General features: G+C 44.0%; 16 protein-coding genes and 1 tRNA gene. 9 read left to right on the forward strand and 8 right to left on the reverse strand.

Going from position 1 to position 19928, the window contains the following annotated elements; all coding sequences use genetic code 11:
- Nucleotides 1–410: 410 nt before the first annotated feature.
- Together R7P36_RS13555 and R7P36_RS13560 are read left to right on the forward strand one after the other, a co-directional pair.
- The gene (locus tag R7P36_RS13555) at nt 411–1049 is read left to right on the forward strand and encodes a YchE family NAAT transporter (protein ID WP_005380729.1); all 639 of its coding nucleotides are present in this window, start codon (nt 411–413) and stop codon (nt 1047–1049) included.
- Between the two features lie 35 nt (nt 1050–1084).
- Nucleotides 1085–1948 carry an ion transporter gene (locus R7P36_RS13560; protein WP_005380728.1) on the forward strand — a complete coding sequence of 288 codons (864 nt, stop codon included), beginning with the start codon at nt 1085–1087 and terminating at the stop codon, nt 1946–1948.
- A 57-nt stretch (nt 1949–2005) separates the two neighbouring features.
- On the opposite strand, the gene asd is transcribed toward R7P36_RS13560, so the two are convergent.
- On the reverse strand, nt 2006–3121 hold the full coding sequence (asd, locus tag R7P36_RS13565) for an aspartate-semialdehyde dehydrogenase (RefSeq protein WP_213899704.1): 1116 nt from the start codon (nt 3119–3121) through the stop codon (nt 2006–2008).
- A 431-nt stretch (nt 3122–3552) separates the two neighbouring features.
- Here asd and nhaC point away from each other — a divergent pair, with 431 nt between their 5' ends.
- Nucleotides 3553–4986 carry a Na+/H+ antiporter NhaC gene (nhaC, locus tag R7P36_RS13570; protein WP_005380726.1) on the forward strand — a complete coding sequence of 478 codons (1434 nt, stop codon included), beginning with the start codon at nt 3553–3555 and terminating at the stop codon, nt 4984–4986.
- A gap of 90 nt (nt 4987–5076) precedes the next feature.
- On the opposite strand, the gene R7P36_RS13575 is transcribed toward nhaC, so the two are convergent.
- The 3 genes from R7P36_RS13575 to yejK all read right to left on the reverse strand — a co-directional run bounded on the left by R7P36_RS13575 (nt 5077) and on the right by yejK (nt 8754).
- Complete coding sequence (locus tag R7P36_RS13575; protein WP_213899705.1) at nt 5077–6240, reverse strand: chemotaxis protein; 1164 nt, start codon at nt 6238–6240, stop codon at nt 5077–5079.
- A 104-nt stretch (nt 6241–6344) separates the two neighbouring features.
- Nucleotides 6345–7673, reverse strand: a complete 1329-nt coding sequence (locus tag R7P36_RS13580; protein WP_080276925.1) for an Hpt domain-containing protein — start codon at nt 7671–7673, stop codon at nt 6345–6347.
- Nucleotides 7674–7755: 82 nt separating this feature from the next.
- Nucleotides 7756–8754 carry a nucleoid-associated protein YejK gene (gene yejK / locus R7P36_RS13585; RefSeq protein WP_005380723.1) on the reverse strand — a complete coding sequence of 333 codons (999 nt, stop codon included), beginning with the start codon at nt 8752–8754 and terminating at the stop codon, nt 7756–7758.
- Nucleotides 8755–8839: 85 nt separating this feature from the next.
- Here yejK and R7P36_RS13590 point away from each other — a divergent pair, with 85 nt between their 5' ends.
- From R7P36_RS13590 to R7P36_RS13600, 3 genes are all read left to right on the forward strand, one after another.
- The gene (locus R7P36_RS13590; RefSeq protein WP_005380722.1) at nt 8840–9067 is read left to right on the forward strand and encodes a YejL family protein; all 228 of its coding nucleotides are present in this window, start codon (nt 8840–8842) and stop codon (nt 9065–9067) included.
- 22 nt (nt 9068–9089) lie between these two features.
- Nucleotides 9090–10898 (forward strand): DUF3413 domain-containing protein, encoded by a 1809-nt coding sequence (locus R7P36_RS13595; RefSeq protein ID WP_213876329.1) that lies wholly within the window; start codon nt 9090–9092, stop codon nt 10896–10898.
- Nucleotides 10899–11052: 154 nt separating this feature from the next.
- Nucleotides 11053–11143, forward strand: a tRNA-Ser gene (locus tag R7P36_RS13600).
- 193 nt (nt 11144–11336) lie between these two features.
- Here R7P36_RS13600 and R7P36_RS13605 read toward each other — a convergent pair.
- Complete coding sequence (locus tag R7P36_RS13605) at nt 11337–12260, reverse strand: histone deacetylase (RefSeq protein WP_206958126.1); 924 nt, start codon at nt 12258–12260, stop codon at nt 11337–11339.
- 271 nt (nt 12261–12531) lie between these two features.
- Here R7P36_RS13605 and R7P36_RS13610 point away from each other — a divergent pair, with 271 nt between their 5' ends.
- Together R7P36_RS13610 and R7P36_RS13615 are read left to right on the forward strand one after the other, a co-directional pair.
- Nucleotides 12532–13221, forward strand: coding sequence for an SDR family oxidoreductase (locus R7P36_RS13610; protein WP_213899706.1), 690 nt, complete (start codon nt 12532–12534; stop codon nt 13219–13221).
- Between the two features lie 183 nt (nt 13222–13404).
- Nucleotides 13405–13611: a hypothetical protein gene (locus R7P36_RS13615; RefSeq protein WP_005380717.1), complete on the forward strand. Its 207-nt coding sequence runs from the start codon at nt 13405–13407 to the stop codon at nt 13609–13611.
- Nucleotides 13612–13655: 44 nt separating this feature from the next.
- On the opposite strand, the gene R7P36_RS13620 is transcribed toward R7P36_RS13615, so the two are convergent.
- Both R7P36_RS13620 and R7P36_RS13625 read right to left on the reverse strand, forming a co-directional pair.
- Nucleotides 13656–15623, reverse strand: coding sequence for a DNA topoisomerase III (locus R7P36_RS13620; RefSeq protein WP_017821143.1), 1968 nt, complete (start codon nt 15621–15623; stop codon nt 13656–13658).
- Nucleotides 15624–15726: 103 nt separating this feature from the next.
- Complete coding sequence (locus R7P36_RS13625; RefSeq protein ID WP_005380711.1) at nt 15727–16275, reverse strand: NAD(P)H nitroreductase; 549 nt, start codon at nt 16273–16275, stop codon at nt 15727–15729.
- Nucleotides 16276–16448: 173 nt separating this feature from the next.
- On the opposite strand from R7P36_RS13625, the gene R7P36_RS13630 reads away from it, so the two are divergent.
- Nucleotides 16449–17765 (forward strand): MFS transporter, encoded by a 1317-nt coding sequence (locus R7P36_RS13630; RefSeq protein WP_213899707.1) that lies wholly within the window; start codon nt 16449–16451, stop codon nt 17763–17765.
- 60 nt (nt 17766–17825) lie between these two features.
- On the opposite strand, the gene R7P36_RS13635 is transcribed toward R7P36_RS13630, so the two are convergent.
- The gene (locus R7P36_RS13635) at nt 17826–19838 is read right to left on the reverse strand and encodes an NADPH-dependent 2,4-dienoyl-CoA reductase (RefSeq protein WP_213899708.1); all 2013 of its coding nucleotides are present in this window, start codon (nt 19836–19838) and stop codon (nt 17826–17828) included.
- Nucleotides 19839–19928: the final 90 nt, after the last annotated feature.

The following is a 19928-nucleotide window of genomic DNA, read 5'->3' on the forward strand; positions in this document are numbered from 1 at the left end:
CTTTCATTTTTTATTGAATAAAAAAGAAGCAAATGGACAAATAAATAAAAGAAACTACAACAACCTGTAAAAAAGTTTCATTTTTGACCAACAAAATTACATGTAGGCCCAATTCTTTGTGCTACTGAGAGTATATCGAACCGAATACATCTCTCTACAAACCACCTTGGTTTTTATCAAAAATGTGCGAATGTTAACGTTTATGTAAAACAGCGCAATTTATCAGCAACTTTATACGTAACATTTCCTTTCCAGATTAGATACAGTTTATTAAAGAATTAGTTTTTCTCACTTAAATGGCAGGGAATGCGTTAGTTTTTTTCATTTCTTACAACCTAACTTTTGCCTTACATTACGCCCAAATTACCCCTTCTCCTTTTCACTAATGTGAACTTTGATGAGTACGCAACATGCAAACTTTTGAACTTGCTATCTTCTTGCAGTTTTTTCTCGGTTTGGTCGCCGCAGTAAACCCTGTTGGTATCATGCCTGTGTTTGTGTCACTAACCGGGCATATGACTCCAGACGAAAAGCGCAATACGGCAACAACAGCAAATGTGGCTGTTGCGATCATCCTGATCATTTCGCTTTTTGCTGGTCAGTTACTGTTAGACATGTTCAGTATTTCTCTGGATTCGTTTCGTGTCGCTGGCGGGTTGCTATTACTTAGCATCGCATTCTCGATGATGAGCGGTAAACTGGGGGAAGATAAGCAGAACAAACAAGAGAAAACGGAATACGTCAGTCGTGAACAGATTGGTGTGGTCCCTCTTGCAATGCCTTTAATGGCAGGTCCTGGTGCAATCAGTTCGACTATTGTTTATGGTGCACGCTACCCAAGCATGTTCGATACCGTGGGCATTAGTATTACGATTGGTTTGTTCTGCCTTTGTTCATGGCTATTGTTCCGCTCTGCCCCATTGATCGTACGATTTTTAGGTCAAACTGGAATCAACGTCATTACTCGTATCATGGGTTTGATATTGGGCGCGCTTGGCATAGAGTTCATTGCGAATGGCTTACGCAACTTATTTCCAGGATTAGCCTGAGTTTCTATAAAATTGTATGATAGAGCGATTCAACAATGGATCGCTTTGTCATGACGACTGACTCTCTTAAACATACTCTATATGTCACCATTTTTGGTACTCATACCAAAGCTGGTAAAACGTTCGATATTGCTCTCATTATCGCGATCATCAGTTCGTTAATCGTACTGGTGTTAGATTCGATACCCTCCGTTCGGGCCGAGTGGGAAAAAGAGCTGAAGTTTATTGAATACACATTTACTGGCCTATTCACGATTGAATACCTTCTAAGGCTTTATTGCTCTCCTAAACCTGCCGCCTACGCAAAGAGTTTTTATGGTGTCGTCGATTTACTTGCGATTTTGCCCACCTATTTAGCACTCTTCTTCCCATCCGCTTCGTTTATGGGTGTGATCAGGGCGCTGCGAGTGATGCGAATATTCCGCATACTCAAGTTAGTCCGATACCTCCAAGAGTCCAATATCCTCTTACGTTCACTGCTTATGGCGCGCAGAAAGATTTTTATCTTCTTTAGTTCCGTCGCCATTATGGTAACGATTTTCGGCTCATTGATTTTTATCATTGAAGGACCTGAAAACGGATTTACTAGCATTCCTAAAAGTATTTATTGGGCGATCGTGACCATCACAACGGTTGGTTATGGTGACTTGGTCCCTCAAACAGACCTAGGTAAAGGGCTTGCATCACTCACCATGTTACTGGGTTATTCCATTTTGGCGGTACCTACAGGTATTTTCACTGCCGAATTACACCAAGAGATGCAATCGCACAAAGTATTGGTGAAATGCCCAAACTGCTCCCACGCAGGGCACGACTCTGACGCAATTTACTGTAAACATTGTGGTAGTGAACTGGCCGATCCAGACAAAAGAGTCGTTCGAACGGAAGACGACGCATGAAAAAAGAGCTCCCTAAGGAGCTCTTTTATTTTGTCATCAAATAAAGGATTGATGTGATTATGCTTTCTCAGACAGAATAATTCGCAGAGTACGACGCAATGGCTCCGCAGCCCCCCAAAGCAGTTGGTCACCAACAGTGAAAGCATTTAGGAAATCATCACCCATTGCCATCTTACGTAGACGACCCACTGGTACAGACATTGTGCCCGTAACTTTTGCCGGCGTTAGCTCTTGAGCAGTGATGTCACGGTCGTTAGGAATCACTTTCACCCAATCGTTATGAGTGGCGATGATTTCTTCGATTTCGTCCATTGGTACATTTTGTTTAAGCTTGATAGTAAGTGCTTGAGAGTGACAACGCATCGCGCCAATACGCACACAAGTACCGTCAATTGGGACAGGTGAACTTTGAGAACCCAAAATTTTATTCGCCTCGGCGCCCGCTTTCCACTCTTCTTTACTCTGACCATTATCGCGCTTCACATCGATCCATGGGATCAACGAACCAGCTAGTGGCACACCGAATTTATCGGTAGGGAAAGAGCCGCTGCGCATTGTATCCGCAACTTTCTTATCAATATCTAGGATAGAGCTTGATGGGTTTGCAAGTTCAGAGCTCACAGAGTCATTGATAACGCCCATTTGCGAGATCAACTCACGCATATTTTGCGCACCAGCACCAGATGCGGCTTGATAAGTCATTGCGCTTGTCCACTCAACAAGGCCTTTCTCAAATAGACCACCTAGCCCCATTAGCATTAAACTAACCGTACAGTTACCACCGACAAATGTGTTCGTGCTACCGTGGATGCCTTGTTGGATTTGCTTTAAGTTCACTGGATCAAGTGTGATGATCGAATCTTCAGCCATACGTAGCGTAGAGGCCGCGTCAATCCAGTAGCCTTTCCAACCAGCCTGACGAAGTGCAGGGAAAACTTTTTCTGTGTAGCTACCACCTTGACAGGTGATTACCGCATCAAGCTGTTTTAAGCTTTCAATATCATACGCGTCTTGCAGTAAGCCTGCGTCTTTTCCTAAGTTAGGAGCAGGAATACCAACTTGAGAAGTACTGTAGAATACTGGTTCGATTAGGTCGAAGTCTTTCTCTTCAACCATACGCTGCATAAGGACTGAACCAACCATACCGCGCCAACCAACTAAACCAACTCTCATCGTATTAACTCTCCATGTATTAAAAAACCTACCCCATAGTTAATTTTTCACAGCAAAATCTCAACCCCTATTTTGTAAATAAGCGCGTTTTTTAACCTTTTCCTCTGAAAAACCGGGTTACACGAGATTTTTTAGTGTTTGGTTTGCGGTTTTAACCATTTTTCAAGTAGGGAAAGCACTTTAGTCCCCTAATTGGTCTTACCACTCAATGAGAAAATAACACATGAAGCACAATAATTTCACATTACACAACATTTAAAACCAAAAAAGTTAAAACAAACTAACAGTTAATTTCACAAGCAAACGTTTTTACCGACGAACATCAAGATAAAACACCAAATGTTCGAAATATAATTTTTGTTAATGTATGTTATGCGCGATTACAACAAGGAGCGCCTTCCTCTATTGCTCCAAGATTGACAGAGGCACATATGAAGCAAGTTACACCACGCCTACCAAGCTTGATACAGGTATTTATCTCGCTCGGTTTATTTCTCCTGCTGGCATTTTCGTTCACAGCCAAGCTAGACCTACCGATTCAGCTAGCGCTATACATCGGTTGGTTCATTGTCATGATATTGGGCATAAAGCTTGGCCATCAGTATAAAGATCTGGAAAAAGCAGCACTAAATGGCATTTCCAATGGACTTGGAGCCGTTTTAATCCTTTTGGCCGTTGGCGCGCTTGTAGGTACTTGGATCTCTGGTGGTATTGTTCCAACCATTATTTACTACGGCCTTAAAGCAATCCACCCTTCCATCTTTTTGCTCGCGACCATGATCATCTGTTCATTGACTGCGCTAGCGACTGGCACATCTTGGGGTGCGGCTGGCACGGCAGGTATTGCAATGATGGGTATCGGTCAAGGTCTTGGTGTTCCTGCGCCAATCACTGCAGGTGCCGTACTTTCAGGCTGTTACTTTGGTGACAAAATGTCGCCTCTATCGGATTCAGTAATCCTTGCTTCATCTATGTCTAACGTTGAAGTGATGGAACATATTAAAGGCATGTTGCCGATAGCACTCATTAGCTACATTATTACAGGCATTATGTTTACTGCATTTGGCTTCCACTACGCAGGTCAAGTTGACATGAGCCAGGTAGACTCTGTCATTAAAGCGATGGAACAGCAGTTCTACATCACCCCTTACTCATTTGTTCCTGTGATCATCGTATTGTCACTTCTAGCGATGCGTATGCCTTCATTCCCAGTGATCAGTTTTGGTTCTCTGTTAGGTATTATTTGGGCAGTGATGATCCAAGATGTCGATTTCCTAACCGCGTTCAACACGGCTTGGGCTCCGTTTGCAATCTCATCTGGCGTAGATTTCATTGACTCAATCCTTAACCGTGGCGGCATGTCTTCAATGCTTGGGTCGGTAGCGGTTATCGTATTCGGCCTTGGTTTTGGTGGTCTACTAGATAAAGTAGGCGTGCTAGAGACTATCGCGAAGCTGTTTGAAAAACGCGTTCAAAGTGCAGGTTCATTGGCAACAAGCACAATTGGTACGGCCTTTATGGGCAACGTATTTGGTTCAGCGATGTACGTTTCACTTATCCTGACCCCAAAAATCTGTGCGAAGAACTATGACCGTCTAGGCTACAAACGTAAGAATTTGTCTCGTAACGCAGAATTTGGCGGCACGCTAACCTCAGGTATGGTCCCTTGGAGTGACAACGGTATCTACATGGCCAGTATTTTGGGTGTTGCTACACTGTCTTATGCCCCGTTCATGTGGCTGAGTTTTGTATGTATCATCGTAACGATCTTCACTTCTTACATGGGTTGGTTTGTTGATAAGTGCGAACCAACAGCAGAAGCAGTTGAAGAAGCTGAAGGCGAATTAAAGCAGCAAACCGCTTAACTTCGCAGAGATAGGAAGAACCTCCCTTTCGAATTCAATACTAAAAAAGAGCGCTTTAAAGCGCCCTTTTTTTATTTCCAAAACAAATCGTTAGCTTTGTTTGACTGGCGTTTTCACGGCTGCACGCTTCCCAAACCAATAGCCCAAGCCAAGCGGTGCAAAGAATATAACGGCAATGAACAGAATAAAGTAGATGATGGTACTTTTGACAAGTTCAATCAGCTTAGTCATTGCGAGATTCACAACCTCTTGCGACACTCGATCCATATCTTGAGCAAACTTCTCGCGCTCATGGGTAATGATCTGTGCGATTTCTTGACGTTCTCTGGCAACCATCAGCTCTATAGCTTGGCGTTCTTCACCCAACTGAGATAAACGCGCCTCCGTCCTTTGATCGATATCGTCAACCAAAGGTTGTAACTCCAGCGCCATTTGTTCTGCCAAATAACGCATGTACTCTGGGTTGTTATCGATAAAATCCCTCATCGAATCAGCGGTAACTTGCAAACTATTGAGCGCCGCATTGACTTTTTCGATACTGGCAGAGCTATTCAAGGCCAACAACTGCGCTTTCCACGTCATAATTTTTGGTGTCTGTTCTGATACCAGACTTAGACGATCAGAGACATCCCCAAGTGCTTCTGGCATCGTGCCTAGCGTTGTAACGGCTTCCTCTTCGCTAATTTGGTTTGCATCTAACCACCCACGGTAAGCCGGAGTCCTAATCATGCTTAAATCAGCGAATGGATGCTGCTTGGCGAACTCTGCAACAAACGTTTGTGTCTTGATGTATGCTTCTTTCTTCAATAAAGATTGAGCCAGTTTATCGACCTCTTTCGCTAAATAAACGGAAACTAACTTGGCCTCATCAGACGCAAAGAGCTCATTACCAGAAGCGGTAGTAAAGAACTGTTCCATTTGTAGCGTGAAAGTCCATGTATCAATCAGTGCAGCCATTGGGGACACTTGATACGCAGAAGCTTGGATGCCTTCTTCAGCATTTATCTTCCAAAGTAAAATATAAGATTGATGAACTTTATCATGAGGATCATATTGTTCGTGTAGTGCATCTGCTGCTTGCTCAACCTGAGCAAAAAACTGCTGCGCATACTCACGAGTCAAAAGACGCATATTGAGCTCTTGTTTGGTAAGAGGGACGGTTTGACTCTCGATCTTGACTTCGAGCAGGGAGCACCCTGAAAGCATCATAACCAGCCCTATCAACATAATTGAAGACATTCGGCGAACGGACATGAAAACACCTTTAACAAATTGTATAGAACAGGAATAAAGCGAACTAAGTCATATAGTTCGAGCCTTTATTACCTCAACTCTTATGACATTAAGTCAGAGCAATATCAATCTGTTAGCGCTTCTGTTATCTTTTCACTATTGAGTACATTATTAGCAAAAAGTATGGTTTGTTTTAGGACATCATCTAAACATGCCAACTTCTCTTCCGGCACTTTTTGCCCTTGTTTAATCAACAGTTCAATATCACCCGAAATACAGTGCAATGGCATTGCACCTAAACTCCCTGAGACCCCTTTAAGACTGTGTGCGGCTCTTTGCGCTTGCTCTTTATCCTCTTCTAACAGCTGATACATTTTAGTGCCATCGCCAGAGTGATCCTGAATAAAGACCTCCAGTAACATCCGCACAGCGCCCTCGTCACCAGACAGAGAATCTAACATTTTATTGATATCTATGTACGGCTCACGTTCCACTACTTCCACTTGTGATGAATTCACCTCATTACAACTTTCTTCGTTCATTTGGACGTTTTGAAAATTTTCTGACTGAGCTGAGGGAACAGCGTTAGCTCCATTTTCATCATCGCCAACTTGCTCTGACTTTTTATCATCGGTTCTGGGTAGTGGTATCGGTTGAATCGTTTTTGGGGAGAAGGCTCCCCATGAAATGAGGAAAAGGAGCAAACCACTGATTACAGACAACCAAACAATAAAAGTCATTAGCTTCTGTTCCAACTGATCATTTATCGAAGTTAACTGGTTCGGGAAATCTGGATTAAGCAGTTGATTGGATAAATAACTGCCCTGTGCCTGAGCAGATAGTGCGCTTGAGGTTTGAGCAAGCTGGCGCTGAAGAGCACTTCGCTCTTCGGGAGAGAGCGTCTCTGATTCAATAAAAAGTCGGTCTAAGTCACGGTAAGTATCGCTATTCGTTGCAGAGTCACTAAAGACAGACTCAAAAACAAGCGCACCTAAGCGATAGTACATTGCCTGAATTTGATCAGAGTTTTCTGTTCGAGCACGGCTGCTTCGTAACTGTTCTGCTAACGAAACCAATTCACTGTCACTTCTTACAAAAGCTCGAGCACTTTCTAAAAATCGGTCGGTCGTATAAAGCAATTGAGTGATGTCTGGTGTGATTTTCCCTTCAGAAAACTCACTTTCAAGCTGTAAGCGAACTGCATAAGCCAACTGAAGTTTCAGTGAAATTTGGTCGACGTGTTTAACACGGTAAGGCAGATCGAAGTTAAAAAAGTGCCTGACTTCTTCAACTTTACTTCCTAACTCATTTACAGTCGAAATCGTTTGAATCGTTTGTTTGGCTTGCAGCCAAATGCCAAGTGCTAAAACACACCACAAAACGAACCAGAACCAAACAAACCGCCGTATTCCTTCTTTTAGCTTCAGCAACACTTGCCCCTCGCATATCTCCATTAATTACAAGCATATACTATGGATGTTTCTTATTCACATAAAAAAAGAGAGCCGTTTGCTCTCTTTATTTAACGATATGATTTTAATTGCGACTTAACTGATCTTTTAGATTTGGAGGAGTCCCTTTAATCGTTAAGGTATCCGTCTCTGGATCATAAAAAATACGCTCGCCAAGTAAGAGACTATCGAAGCTAATATTCAAACCACCACCAGCTCCAACAAATTTAGTCAGTTTGCGAACCGTCGCACGATCACCTGGGAAAGACTCTTCAAGTTCGTACCCTTGCTCTTTGGTGAAATCCATAAAGCTCGTGCCATCTTGGCTTTGAGGAAGCTCTCCGGAAAGCTCTGAGATTTGAACTTCATCACCGGATTTAATTTGCTCATTGCAGTAGTCGTAAACTTGTTTCTTGTACTCGTTCACTTCTTGCTTTTCTAGCTTCGAGTCAGCACAAAAATCATCCACCGCCTGCATCAACACTAAGTTTTGTTGTTTAGTATCTAAGCCAATATCCGCTTGCAGAAAATCTAGGAAGAAGTCCGCCACTTTACGGCCAACGCGTCCTTTAATGTATTGCAGATAACGATTGGATTCCTTGTCGGTCTCGTAGCTCGACAGGTCGATGCGTGCGGCAATATCCATTTTGGTGATATCTAAGTAATCTGTCGCACTGATGTCCAAACCTTCGGTCACTTTTAAACTTTGATTCATTGGTAGGATACCGATGAACAAGTAGTCCGTTGCTAAACTCTGATACTCTGCGAAAACCAAGATACCTTCATCCGCAAATGGGTACTTAATCAACTCTTCTTTCAAGCGATTTGCACTAATTTGTGAGAAGTCGTAAAAATCTCGCTCTCCTTTGCGCATTTCTTGAAGCCAAAATTGAAATTCGCTGTCTGACTGGAAAGCGCCAAAACCTTTACCAGCTTTAGAATGGAATACTCGGTGAAGCTCAGCGACTAAGTTTTCTGTAGATGCATCGTTCTCTAATGATGCTGGACGAAAGTTTACAACCAGCTCGTCCTGATCGTTTTTGCACAGTTGATGCAGAATAACGTTTGAAAGATGAAGACTCATAGTGATTTTATCTTGCTACAAGGTTTTAGTTGATGGGCATTGTAGGTTATCATAAGCCGCTTTTACTATCATTATTAGAGTCTTTATGCCGATTACATCTAAATATACTGACGAGCAAGTAGAAAAAATTCTTGCTGAAGTAGCAACAGTTCTTGAAAAACATGCTGCTTCTCCTGAGTTGACGCTAATGATTGCCGGAAATATCGCAACCAATGTCTTAAATCAACGTGTTGCTGCTTCACAACGCAAAGCGATTGCTGAAAAATTTGCTCAGGCGCTGATGTCTTCTTTAGAAACACCAAAAACACACTAATCACGGACAATAGAACACATACATGGTAGACAGCGGAAACTCATACGGCGAACGTGTATCTCGACTAGTTGGTTGGGGTCACTGGTTTGCATTCTTCAATATCGTTGCGTCGATGTTGATAGGCACACGCTACATTGTTCAGTCTCCTTGGCCCGAGACGTTACTTGGTCAGTTTTATCTGGCGGTTTCTTGGGTTGGTCACTTTGGCTTTCTAGTTTTCGCACTTTACTTGCTTGTTCTATTCCCGTTGACGTTTATCCTGCCATCGCGGAAGTTGTTCCGTTTGGTGGCAGTGATTTTCGCAACCTTTGGGCAAACCATATTATTAATTGATACCCAAGCGTATCAGTCGATCAATTTGCACTTAACTCCCGTTGTCTGGGAGTTACTATTCAGCGAAGACAAAAGTGCGCTCAGCACTGACCTACAACATTTATTTGTTGTGATGCCGCTGATCTTCCTTATTCAACTCGCACTATCCGAATGGGTATGGCGAAAACAGCGCAAACTATCTCATAAGCACGTAGGACGCCCTCTCGCGGCCGTCTTTTTCCTCAGCTTTATGACCAGCCATTTGGTTTACATTTGGGCAGATGCGTATTTTTACAACCCAATTACTAGCCAGCGTTCAAACTTCCCTTTGTCTTACCCGATGACGGCGAAGAGTTTTATGGAAAAACATGGTCTACTTGACCGTGAGGAATACCTAAAACGTTTAGCAGAAAACGAAGGCAACGTAGAGTTAGTCAACTACCCTCTTGAAAAGCTTGAGTTTAACCGCCGAGTTAATAAGCTCAATGTGTTGATGATCAGCATAAACAATTTACGAGCGGATGCGCTTAACCAAGAAGAGATGCCTAACCTCTATGAGTTTGCTGAAAACAATCAGAACTTCCGTAATCATTACAGCTCAAGTAATGATACATACGGGGCCTTTGGTTTGTTCTATGGCTTACCGACCAGTTATGCATCAAGCATCAAGGCGCAAGGTGCTTCCCCAGTATTGCTCGATGTACTGAAAGATCAGGGCTACAACTTTGGTTTATTCAGTGGCAGTGGGTTTGAAGATGATCTCTACTCAGAAATTATTTTCCGCGACTTGAACTTAGCGGAAGACCTAGATGGCACGCAAGCTCATACCGATAAACAATCTATCGCAAACTGGAATACATGGTTAGCAGAGAAAGCAAGTCAGCCATGGTTTAGTTACATCGAAGTCACCACCGTTGATAATTTTGAATCGATTCCTTCAAATAATGACGAAGAAATGCCCGCAAGTGAGCGATTCAAAAAAGCTTATGAATATGCAGTGAAGTCGGCGGATAGAGCTATCGCCGGTATTATTGATGAACTAGAAACGACGGGACAACTGACAAACACCATCGTAATCATCACTTCTAATCACGGTAGTGAATTTAACGAAACCAATACGAACAGCTGGGGAGCAAACAGCAACTACAGCCGTTATCAATTACAAGTTCCGATGGTGATCCATTGGCCTGGAATGCTGGCTGGCGAGTTTAATCACAGCACAAGCCACTTGGACCTCTCGGTTACACTGTTGCAAGATATGCTCGGCGTATCTTCCAACCCATATGATTACAGTAGTGGTCGCAACCTATTCGATGAAAGCCGTCGTCGCTGGATCTTGGCGGGCGATACTCGCGAGCTTGCCTTAATTACTAGCTCGCAAACCACAGTGATCGATAAGTTTGGCAACTACAAGCTGTATGACAAAAACTACAAACGACTTAGAGATGATGCACCGAAGTTGCCAGTTTTGATGCAAGGTTTAACTGAGTTACAGCGTTTTTATTCTAAAAACGATTAATACCTAGCAATCCATATACTATTCAAACTCCCCTTTTTGGGGAGTTTTTGTTTATTTAAACAACACAAACCACAAATTTGCGCAGTAAACATCCAATCAGTTCAACTAGGGGTTTACAACATTTTCAAAGCCTTATATTATGCGCCTCAACAACGGAGAGATGGCTGAGTGGTTGAAAGCACCGGTCTTGAAAACCGGCATACGTTAATAGCGTATCTAGGGTTCAAATCCCTATCTCTCCGCCACTTTTAGAAAAAGCCCGCTAAGAAATTAGCGGGCTTTTTTGCATCTCCAGACTTAAAAGATTTGTACAAATCACTTATCACTTCTTGAACGCAACTAAGCACTCCGCCACCCTCCGAAAGAACCCACAAAAAATTAATGCCCTTTTCGTTCGTTCCAGTGTTGAGTCAATTTGATATTTACATCTAGTTGTATCTACTCATCAATAAAGACTTCTTTAGCGGCATTGATAAGCTGCAAATGAATTGGGACGAGGTCAGCATGATTCGTTCGATATCCACCTCCAACGACAGCTGCGACAGGGATACCTCGAGATTTCACTGTTTGCATTAAAAATCTATCACGTTCTAAAATCCCTTGCGTCGACACATCAAAATATCCAAGCTCATCGTCTTGATGTATATCGACACCAGCATCGTAGATAACCAAATCAGGGCGATGAAGATTAAGTGCCATATCGACCACTTCTTTAAACGCCATTAAAAAATCCTCATCACCTGTTCCTCGCGCCATAGGCACATCGAGGTCAGACTGAGGCTTCCTCGCTGGGAAGTTTTTATCACAGTGGAAAGAAAGCGTGATGATATCTGGCTCATCGTCACATAAAGTTGCTGTTCCATCCCCATGGTGAACATCACTATCAATGATCAATACTTTATCGACATGCTCGACTTCGAGCGCTTGCCTGGCCGCGATCACTAAGTCATTAAATAAACAAAAACCACTGCCAAACTCTTTGTGTGCGTGGTGATACCCACCACTCAAATGAATGGCCACACCGTACTCAAGTGCCTTTTTTGCGGTCAGAGCCGTGCCCGCTGCTGAAGTTAGCGTTCTGGTAATGAGAGACTCACTCCAAGGAAAACCTATTCGGCGCATCTTCGCAGCTGGCATGTTTCCACTAACAAGTAACTCGACGTATTCCTCGTCATGAACACGTTTTACTTCCCCAACAGTTAATGCTTCGGGCTGGAAAAACTGCGTGTGCTCTTTCCAGTTATCTTTCTCCATATGCACCAATACCGATTCATAGAGGTACTGGTATTTCATAATTGGGTAACGATGCCCCTCTGGCAACTCAAGTTGAGAATAAATCGGGTGGTAGATAAATGGCAGCATGAGAAATTCTTAATAACAATGGTAACGAAATAGTATCAACTTAAAGGGTTGAATAAAACGCAATTTAATTGATAATGATTTTCAATATCAATTAAATTTAATATACATATGAATTCTACTTTCTTTGCTATTCTCGGCGCACTGTTTGGCTCTCTTTGTGCTCTGTCCCTATTTTCATCTCTCGTTGTTGGTGCGTGGTGGTTGGTTGATTTTATTGTGCTTAGCTAACACAATGACTTTCAACTGAAATCAAAAAAACATAGGTGTTTGTATGAGTCAAACCGTCTTTATTACCGGAGCAAATCGCGGCATTGGCCTTAGCTTAACTGAGCTGTACCTGAAGCAAGGCCACCAAGTACATGCTACTAGCCGCTCCTTAGAGAACAGTTCAGAACTACAAACTCTAGCCTCACAATTCAGCAATCTAGTTTTGCACGAACTGGATGTCACGCACTACGAACAAGTCGCTAAGCTTGCCGATAAACTCCCTGCCATCGACTTACTCATCAATAATGCAGGATATTACGGCCCCAAGGGATATGGCTTTGGAAATACTGACGTAGAAGCATGGCGTAAAGTCTTCGAAGTAAACACCATTGCTCCGTTAAAACTGGTTGAGTACTGTTACCCTCGCTTACAACAAGGCAAGATGAAAAAGATTGCTTGTATCTCATCAAAAGTCGGCAGTATGACCGAAAATACGTCCGGTGGCGGTTATATTTATCGCTCATCGAAAGCGGCGCTTAACTCGGTTGTGAAAAGCTTAAGTAATGATTTAACACCTGAAGGATTTACCGTTTTAGCGCTTCACCCTGGTTGGGTAAAAACGGCGATGGGCGGGCCAAATGCTTTGATAGATACGCCAACCTCCGCGCAAGGCCTAGCGAACGTGATAGAGCTGAGCACACCGCAGCTTTCAGGTCGATTTATTAACTACGATGGTACTGAGTTACCTTGGTAGCAGCATTAAGACACAACCATCACTAAACCAAATACCATCAAAGCCAGGCTTCATAATCGTGACTTGGTTGGCAAACATAATGTTCATCAGTGATCCACCAGCATAATTCACGCAATCTAACTTGAATTTATCTACATCCAATCCAGACTTAGGAAAAAGTAGAACAAATAAGGAGAAAGCACGATGGCAGCAGATAGGGATTTGGTTAATTTTAGCGAAGAGCACGAACTAAATTACTGCTTGAGAAGTGCTGGTAAACGCCAAACTCAAGCGAATCGAGATACATTAGTTGACTTGGGCAACCAGGTGAAAGAGGTACTGGACAAACGCGTGTTAACTCAAGGTGAAGTAAGAGGCGCGATCCAAAACCACGGTGACCTGTTCGAGTAATCTATTTTCAAGCATGCGCGGTGTTTAATTACACCGCGCTTGTCCTATGCCTGCTTACCTTTGGTTGCACGAGATTTAGTCGCGCCACCATTCTTTGAATAACTGCGCTTTTTACGTTTAAACGCAGGACGTTCCACCTTGGGTAGATGACGTAATGAATCAGGGATAGGGCCTGCTTTTACTTGTGCCATCAAGCTATCAATGCGTTGTTCCAGTGCTTGCATGAACGGCTGATATGCTTGATTTCTCTCTGCCATACCTTGTAACTGGTGCTCCCAATGAGCCGTCATATCAGGGTATGTTGAATCTTCTGGCAAGGCATGAATGAGACCTCTTCCCGCAGGAGAACTGAGAATTGACTTACCTTGACGCGTAAGCAGTTGGCGTTTGAACAGCGTGTCCAAAATACCAGCGCGAGTCGCTTCCGTGCCTAGCCCATCAGTGTCACGAAGGATTTTTTTCAGTTCTTTATCCGCAACATAACGGGCGATCCCGGTCATCGCTTGCAACAGCGATGCCTCGGTAAAATGCTTTGGTGGCTCGGTTTTTCGGTCTTTTATTTCCCCTTCACGACAAGTTAACACGGTGCCTTCGGGTAGCGGTGGCACGGCATCAATACCTTCATCTTCCTTGTCAGTTTTGCCCATTAGCGCTTTCCAACCCGGCGAAACTAACTGACGACCTTTCGCGACAAACGTACCACCAGCGATATCGAAAACCAATTTCGCTTCTGCGTAAACCGCCGCCGGATAGAACTGCATGAGGTACTGACGAGCAATCAATTGATACACTTTCATCTCATTGCCGGAAAGCGCATTCACATTAGCTTGCTTCGGTGTAGGGATAATCGCATGGTGCGCATCCACTTTTTTATCGTTCCAGGCTTTGGACTTTAATGTTAAGTCTGCTCCCTGAACGGCAACTTGCAACTCTTTTGCGTTATTCGCAATAGCAGTTGTCACCGTCCCTGCTTGTGAGTAGTGTTCCATCGGCAAATAGCGACAATCTGAACGCGGGTAAGTGATCAGCTTGTGCTTTTCATACAATGCCTGACAAGTATCTAGTACTTGTTGCGCACTCATACCATAGCGCTTCGCGGCATCGATCTGTAAAGCAGATAACGAATAAGGTAATGGTGCTGATTGCTTGGTTTGCTTTTGTTCCGACTCTGTCACTTTTGCGGGTTGATTTGCAATACGGTTTGCAACATTTTCTACCAACTTACGGTTTAATACTCGACCTTCTTCGTCCTGCCAAGGCTTGCATGCCTCACTTGGCTTCCAACGAGCACGAATATCAAAAGTACCATTGGCATCTTGATATGGGATCAGAGCATGTAGGGTAAAATAGTCCTTCGGGACAAAGTTTTCGATTTCTTCATCACGACGCACCACTAAGCCAAGAACTGGCGTTTGCACTCGCCCTACCGAGAGAACACCTTGATACCCTGCTTTTTGACCAAGCAAGGTATAAGCACGAGACATGTTCATACCATACAGCCAATCAGCCCGAGAGCGGGCCAATGCTGAAACTGAAAGTGGGATAAACTCGCGATTACTGCGCATAGAACTGAGAGCACGTTTAACCGCAGGTAAGTTCAAGTCGGAAATCAACAAACGCTGTGTAGATTCCTTCTTGGTTTTAGATAACTTGCAATAGTCCAGAACTTCATCAACTAACAGCTGACCCTCTCGATCTGGGTCTCCTGCATGAATGACTTCGTTAGCTTCTTTGAGCAATTTACGAATCACTGTTAATTGCTTACTTGCACTTTTCCTCGGTCTGAGCTGCCATTGCTGCGGAACAATTGGTAAATCTGCCATATTCCACTTTTTGTAACGCTCATCGTAAGCGTCGGGTTCGACTTGTTCGAGCAAGTGGCCGATACACCAAGTAACGATATCCCCGTTCCCACAGCGGATGAATCCTTGATCTTTCTTTTGAGGGTTTGGCAGTGCAGCGGCAATCGCACGGCCTAAACTTGGTTTTTCAGCAATAAACAGACGAGACATAACGTTTTGGAAATAAATATAATTAGGGCCACATTATCGAATGTAGCCCTAATAAATCAAGAAAAACTGTATAAATAAACAGTCAGTTTATTTAAGTTTTCAGTTATAGAAATTCAACAAACTGAGAAAGGTCACGCTCAGGAACTTTCATCGGTGTACAACCAGGCGTGCCTAAGTACAAGAAACCAACAATCTCATCGTCACCTTCTAAACCAAATGCTTGATGAACTTCTGGATGGAACATCCACTTACCTGAGCGCCAAAACCCTTGAAAGCCTTGCGCTACGGCTGCCATTTGCATCGCTTGTACAGCGCATCCCGCAGATAAGTGTTGCTCTAGTGCTGGTACTTTCTCATGTTCTGTTACTTTAGCAATAACAGTGATCACCATTGGTGCGCGAAATGGGGCATTCTTTACCTTTTCGACCACCGCTTCATCACTATTTTCAGCTTCTGCCGCTTTTACCAATATATCTGACAGTTTTTTCAAACCATCGCCCTGTGCGATAACGAAACGCCAAGGGGTTAATCCCGCATGGTCAGGCGCACGAAGGCCAGCACGAATGATGTTCTCAAGTGCTTTACCTTCTGGAGCAGGCGCGGATAACTTCGCGATAGATCGGCGATTGAGCAAAAGATCGAGAGCGTCCATGAAAGAATCCTTATTGAATATCGTTGTTATTTTGTTTACGCCACTTTAGCACAATCTGCTCCTGCGAATAACAACCGGTTTTCTGTGGGCTTGATAACGTGCTTCACTTAACATCAATCTGGGTTTAATGTTAATTTATTCGCGAAATGAATAAGTTGAACATAGGCAGGTTGATGAACAAGGACAAACAAAACAGCATTTACGAAAAGATCGTTAATGACGAAGATGCCCGTGCCTGTAAGGCGATTCCTGAATCAGCTTGTCATCAAGTTCCCGGCAACTTTCTTAAAATCATTCTCGCTCAGTTTTTAACGAAAGTCGGCGATGCGTTAATCAATCCTAAAGTCACGTTGCCGTGGATACTACAAAGTCTCGGGGCTCCGGTTTACTTAATTGGTTGGCTGGTTCCTATTCGTGAGTCAGGATCCCTTATCCCACAACTTAGCATCGCGCACTACATCCGACGCATTCCAGTAAGAAAATGGGTCTGGGTAATTGGCAGTATCTTGCAGGCTCTTTCCATATTTGCAATCGGATTGGTCGCATTAACTCTAACAGGAGCAGCTGCGGGTTATGGTGTGATTGCATGCCTTGTGATCTTCAGCCTCTCACGCGGTTTAAATTCCGTCGCATCAAAAGATGTATTGGGCAAAACCATCCCTAAAAACCAACGAGGTCAAGTCAACGGCTGGTCTTCAAGCGCTGCTGGCCTGGTTACGCTGCTTTTCGCGAGCCTTCTGGCACTAGCCTGGTTATGGGACGTAGAGCCGACAGAGCGCTTTTACGGTCTGAGTTTAGGCTTAGCGGGCGTCATATGGCTCATCGCGGCATTCGTCTATGCGCGAATTAATGAGTATGCCGGTGAGGTAGACGGTGGTCGAAATGGCGTCCTCGAAGCATTTAAACAACTCGCGTTACTTAAGACAGACGTGACCTTTCGTCGATTCGTTATCACGCGGACACTATTTTTATGTTCTGCGCTGAGTGCACCGTACTACGTTGTGCTGGCACAGCAATCTCTGGGTGGACAGCTCTGGGTGCTAGCTCTCTTTATGTTTGCGAGTGGCTTAGCCTCCTTTGTGTCAGGTCCTTTCTGGGGAAGAATGTCCGATCGCTCTAGCCGCAGTGTGATGGTCATCGGCGCAATGATGAGCGCGCTACTTGGCGTTGTTTTATTTGTTTACGATACGTGGGTCACCGCTAGCCAAAGCTTCCTATTCGTGATTCCTCTGCTCTACTTTTGTGTGTGTATTGCCCACGACGGAATACGAGTCGGACGAAAAACCTACTTAGTTGATATCGCAGAAGGTGACAAGCGGACAAGCTATGTAGCCGTGAGTAACACGGTGGTTGGAATAATGCTGCTTCTAATGAGTTCTCTTGGTGTTATGTCGAACTTTTTGAGCCTTTCAGCAGTGGTGTTAGTGTTCTCTTTTATTACTCTTGCTGGCGTAGTAATGGCCAAACAACTGCCAGATATCAGTGACTAGTTCTATACAAAAAAAGCTGCGCTCAAAGCGCAGCTTTCATGGTAAACACACATTAAAAGGCTAGAGTTTTACCGCCAATTTAACACCTTGACGAATCGCACGCACAGCATCAAGTTCACCCGCATGGTCAGCTCCGCCAATGATATGAATCTTATCTCCAAGTTCAGACCATTTATCTTCAAACGGACATACAGACTCTTGCCCAGCACAAATGATAACTTTGTCTGCATTAAGTACCTGCGCGCTTCCGTCTACATGAATGTGCAAACCTTGATCATCAATTTTATCGTAAGACACACCACCGACTAAATGTACGCCCCGTTTTTCAAGGGTACGTTTATGGATCCAACCTGTCGTTTTACCCGGACCTTTACCTACACGACCTTTACGACGCTGAAGTACCCAGACTTCTTTATCGCTAACCGCATCAGGGTAAGGGTATAAACCACCCGGCTGAGACATCTCCTTGTCGATTCCCCATTCATGCAACCAGTCATCCAACGTTTGTCCAACTGGCTCTGTGAGCATGGTCGCGACATCTACGCCAATGCCACCAGCACCAACGATAGCCACTTTCTCACCGACTGGCGTTTTGTCTCGAATGAGAGTTTGATAGTCGACGACTTTCTCTGGGTTATCAATTCCATCAATATTGACTTTACGTGGCTCAACACCCGATGCCATCACTATCTCATCGTATTCTGTGAGTAAGTCATAGTTCGCTTCCGTCGATAAGTGCAGATTCACGCCTGTTTCATCAATACGGTTAGCGAAATATCGTATCGTCTCTCGAAACTCTTCCTTACCAGGGATCTGCATCGCAAGACGGAACTGACCACCGATGCGGTCGTTCTTTTCGAACAAATCAACCTTATGGCCACGTTCAGCCAGTGTGGTCGCACAAGCCAAGCCCGCAGGTCCAGCACCAACAACTGCAATGTTTTTCTTTTTAAAAGCTGGTTCAACAACAATTTCGGTTTCATAGCACGCTAGAGGGTTCACTAAGCAACTGGCGCGTTTACCTTTAAACACGTTATCTAGACACGCCTGATTACAACCAATACACGTATTAATAAGCTGCGCTTTTTCCTGTTCGGCTTTAGCAACAAAGTAAGGATCGGCCAAGAATGGGCGCGCCATCGAAACCATGTCGGCATGACCGGAAGATAAAATGCGTTCTGCTTCATCTGGCGTATTTATACGGTTGCAAGTGATAATAGGAACCGAAACGTGAGGTTTAACTTTTTCCGTAACCCATGTAAACGCACCGCGTGGTACTTGAGTCGCAATGGTCGGAATTCGAGCCTCATGCCAACCGATACCCGTATTAATAATCGTGACGCCAGCCTCTTCAAGTGCTTTCGCCAATTCGATAACGTCTTCAAAAGTGCTGCCCTGCTCGACAAGATCCAGCATAGAAAGACGGAAGATGATGATGAACTTGTCACCCACCGCCTTGCGTACCGCTTTAACAATTTCTAGCGGAAAACGCATACGTTTTTTATAGCTGCCACCCCATTCGTCGTAACGCATATTAGTACGTTTACATAAGAATTGGTTTATCAAGTAACCTTCCGAGCCCATTAACTCGACGCCATCATAACCAGCAAGCTGTGCTAACTCCGCACTATTAGCAAACGCGTCGATGGTTTTCTTTATCTGGCGGTCGCTCATTTCACTCGGAGCAAACTTTGCAATCGGCGCTTTAATGCCAGATGCACTTTGCGAGAATGGATGCATTGCATAACGCCCAGCATGGAGAATTTGCAACGCAATTTTACCACCGTGCTTGTGCACCGCTTCTGTCACAACTTTATGGGCTTTAGCATGTTTTGGCTTGCTGAATTCAGCACTCAACGGGTGTAAACGACCGCGTAAGTTAGGAGAAAAACCTCCGGTTACAATCAGTCCGACACCGCCTTTCGCGCGTTCTTCATAAAAAGCAGCGAGCTTCTGTAATCCTTCTTTGTGCTCTTCTAAGCCCGTGTGCATTGATCCCATCAGAACTCGGTTTCGTAATTGTGTGAAACCGAGATCCAGTGGCTTTAATAGGTTTGGGTACATGGCAGACATCACTTAACATCCATTGTTATTATCATGGTCTGACCAGATTAAGCCTGCTCAACCAAAAAATCAAACAAGCGTTTACATTTTTGTAACACC

The organism is Vibrio sp. 397 (assembly GCF_033339395.1).
Classification (GTDB): Bacteria; Pseudomonadota; Gammaproteobacteria; order Enterobacterales; family Vibrionaceae; genus Vibrio; species Vibrio alginolyticus.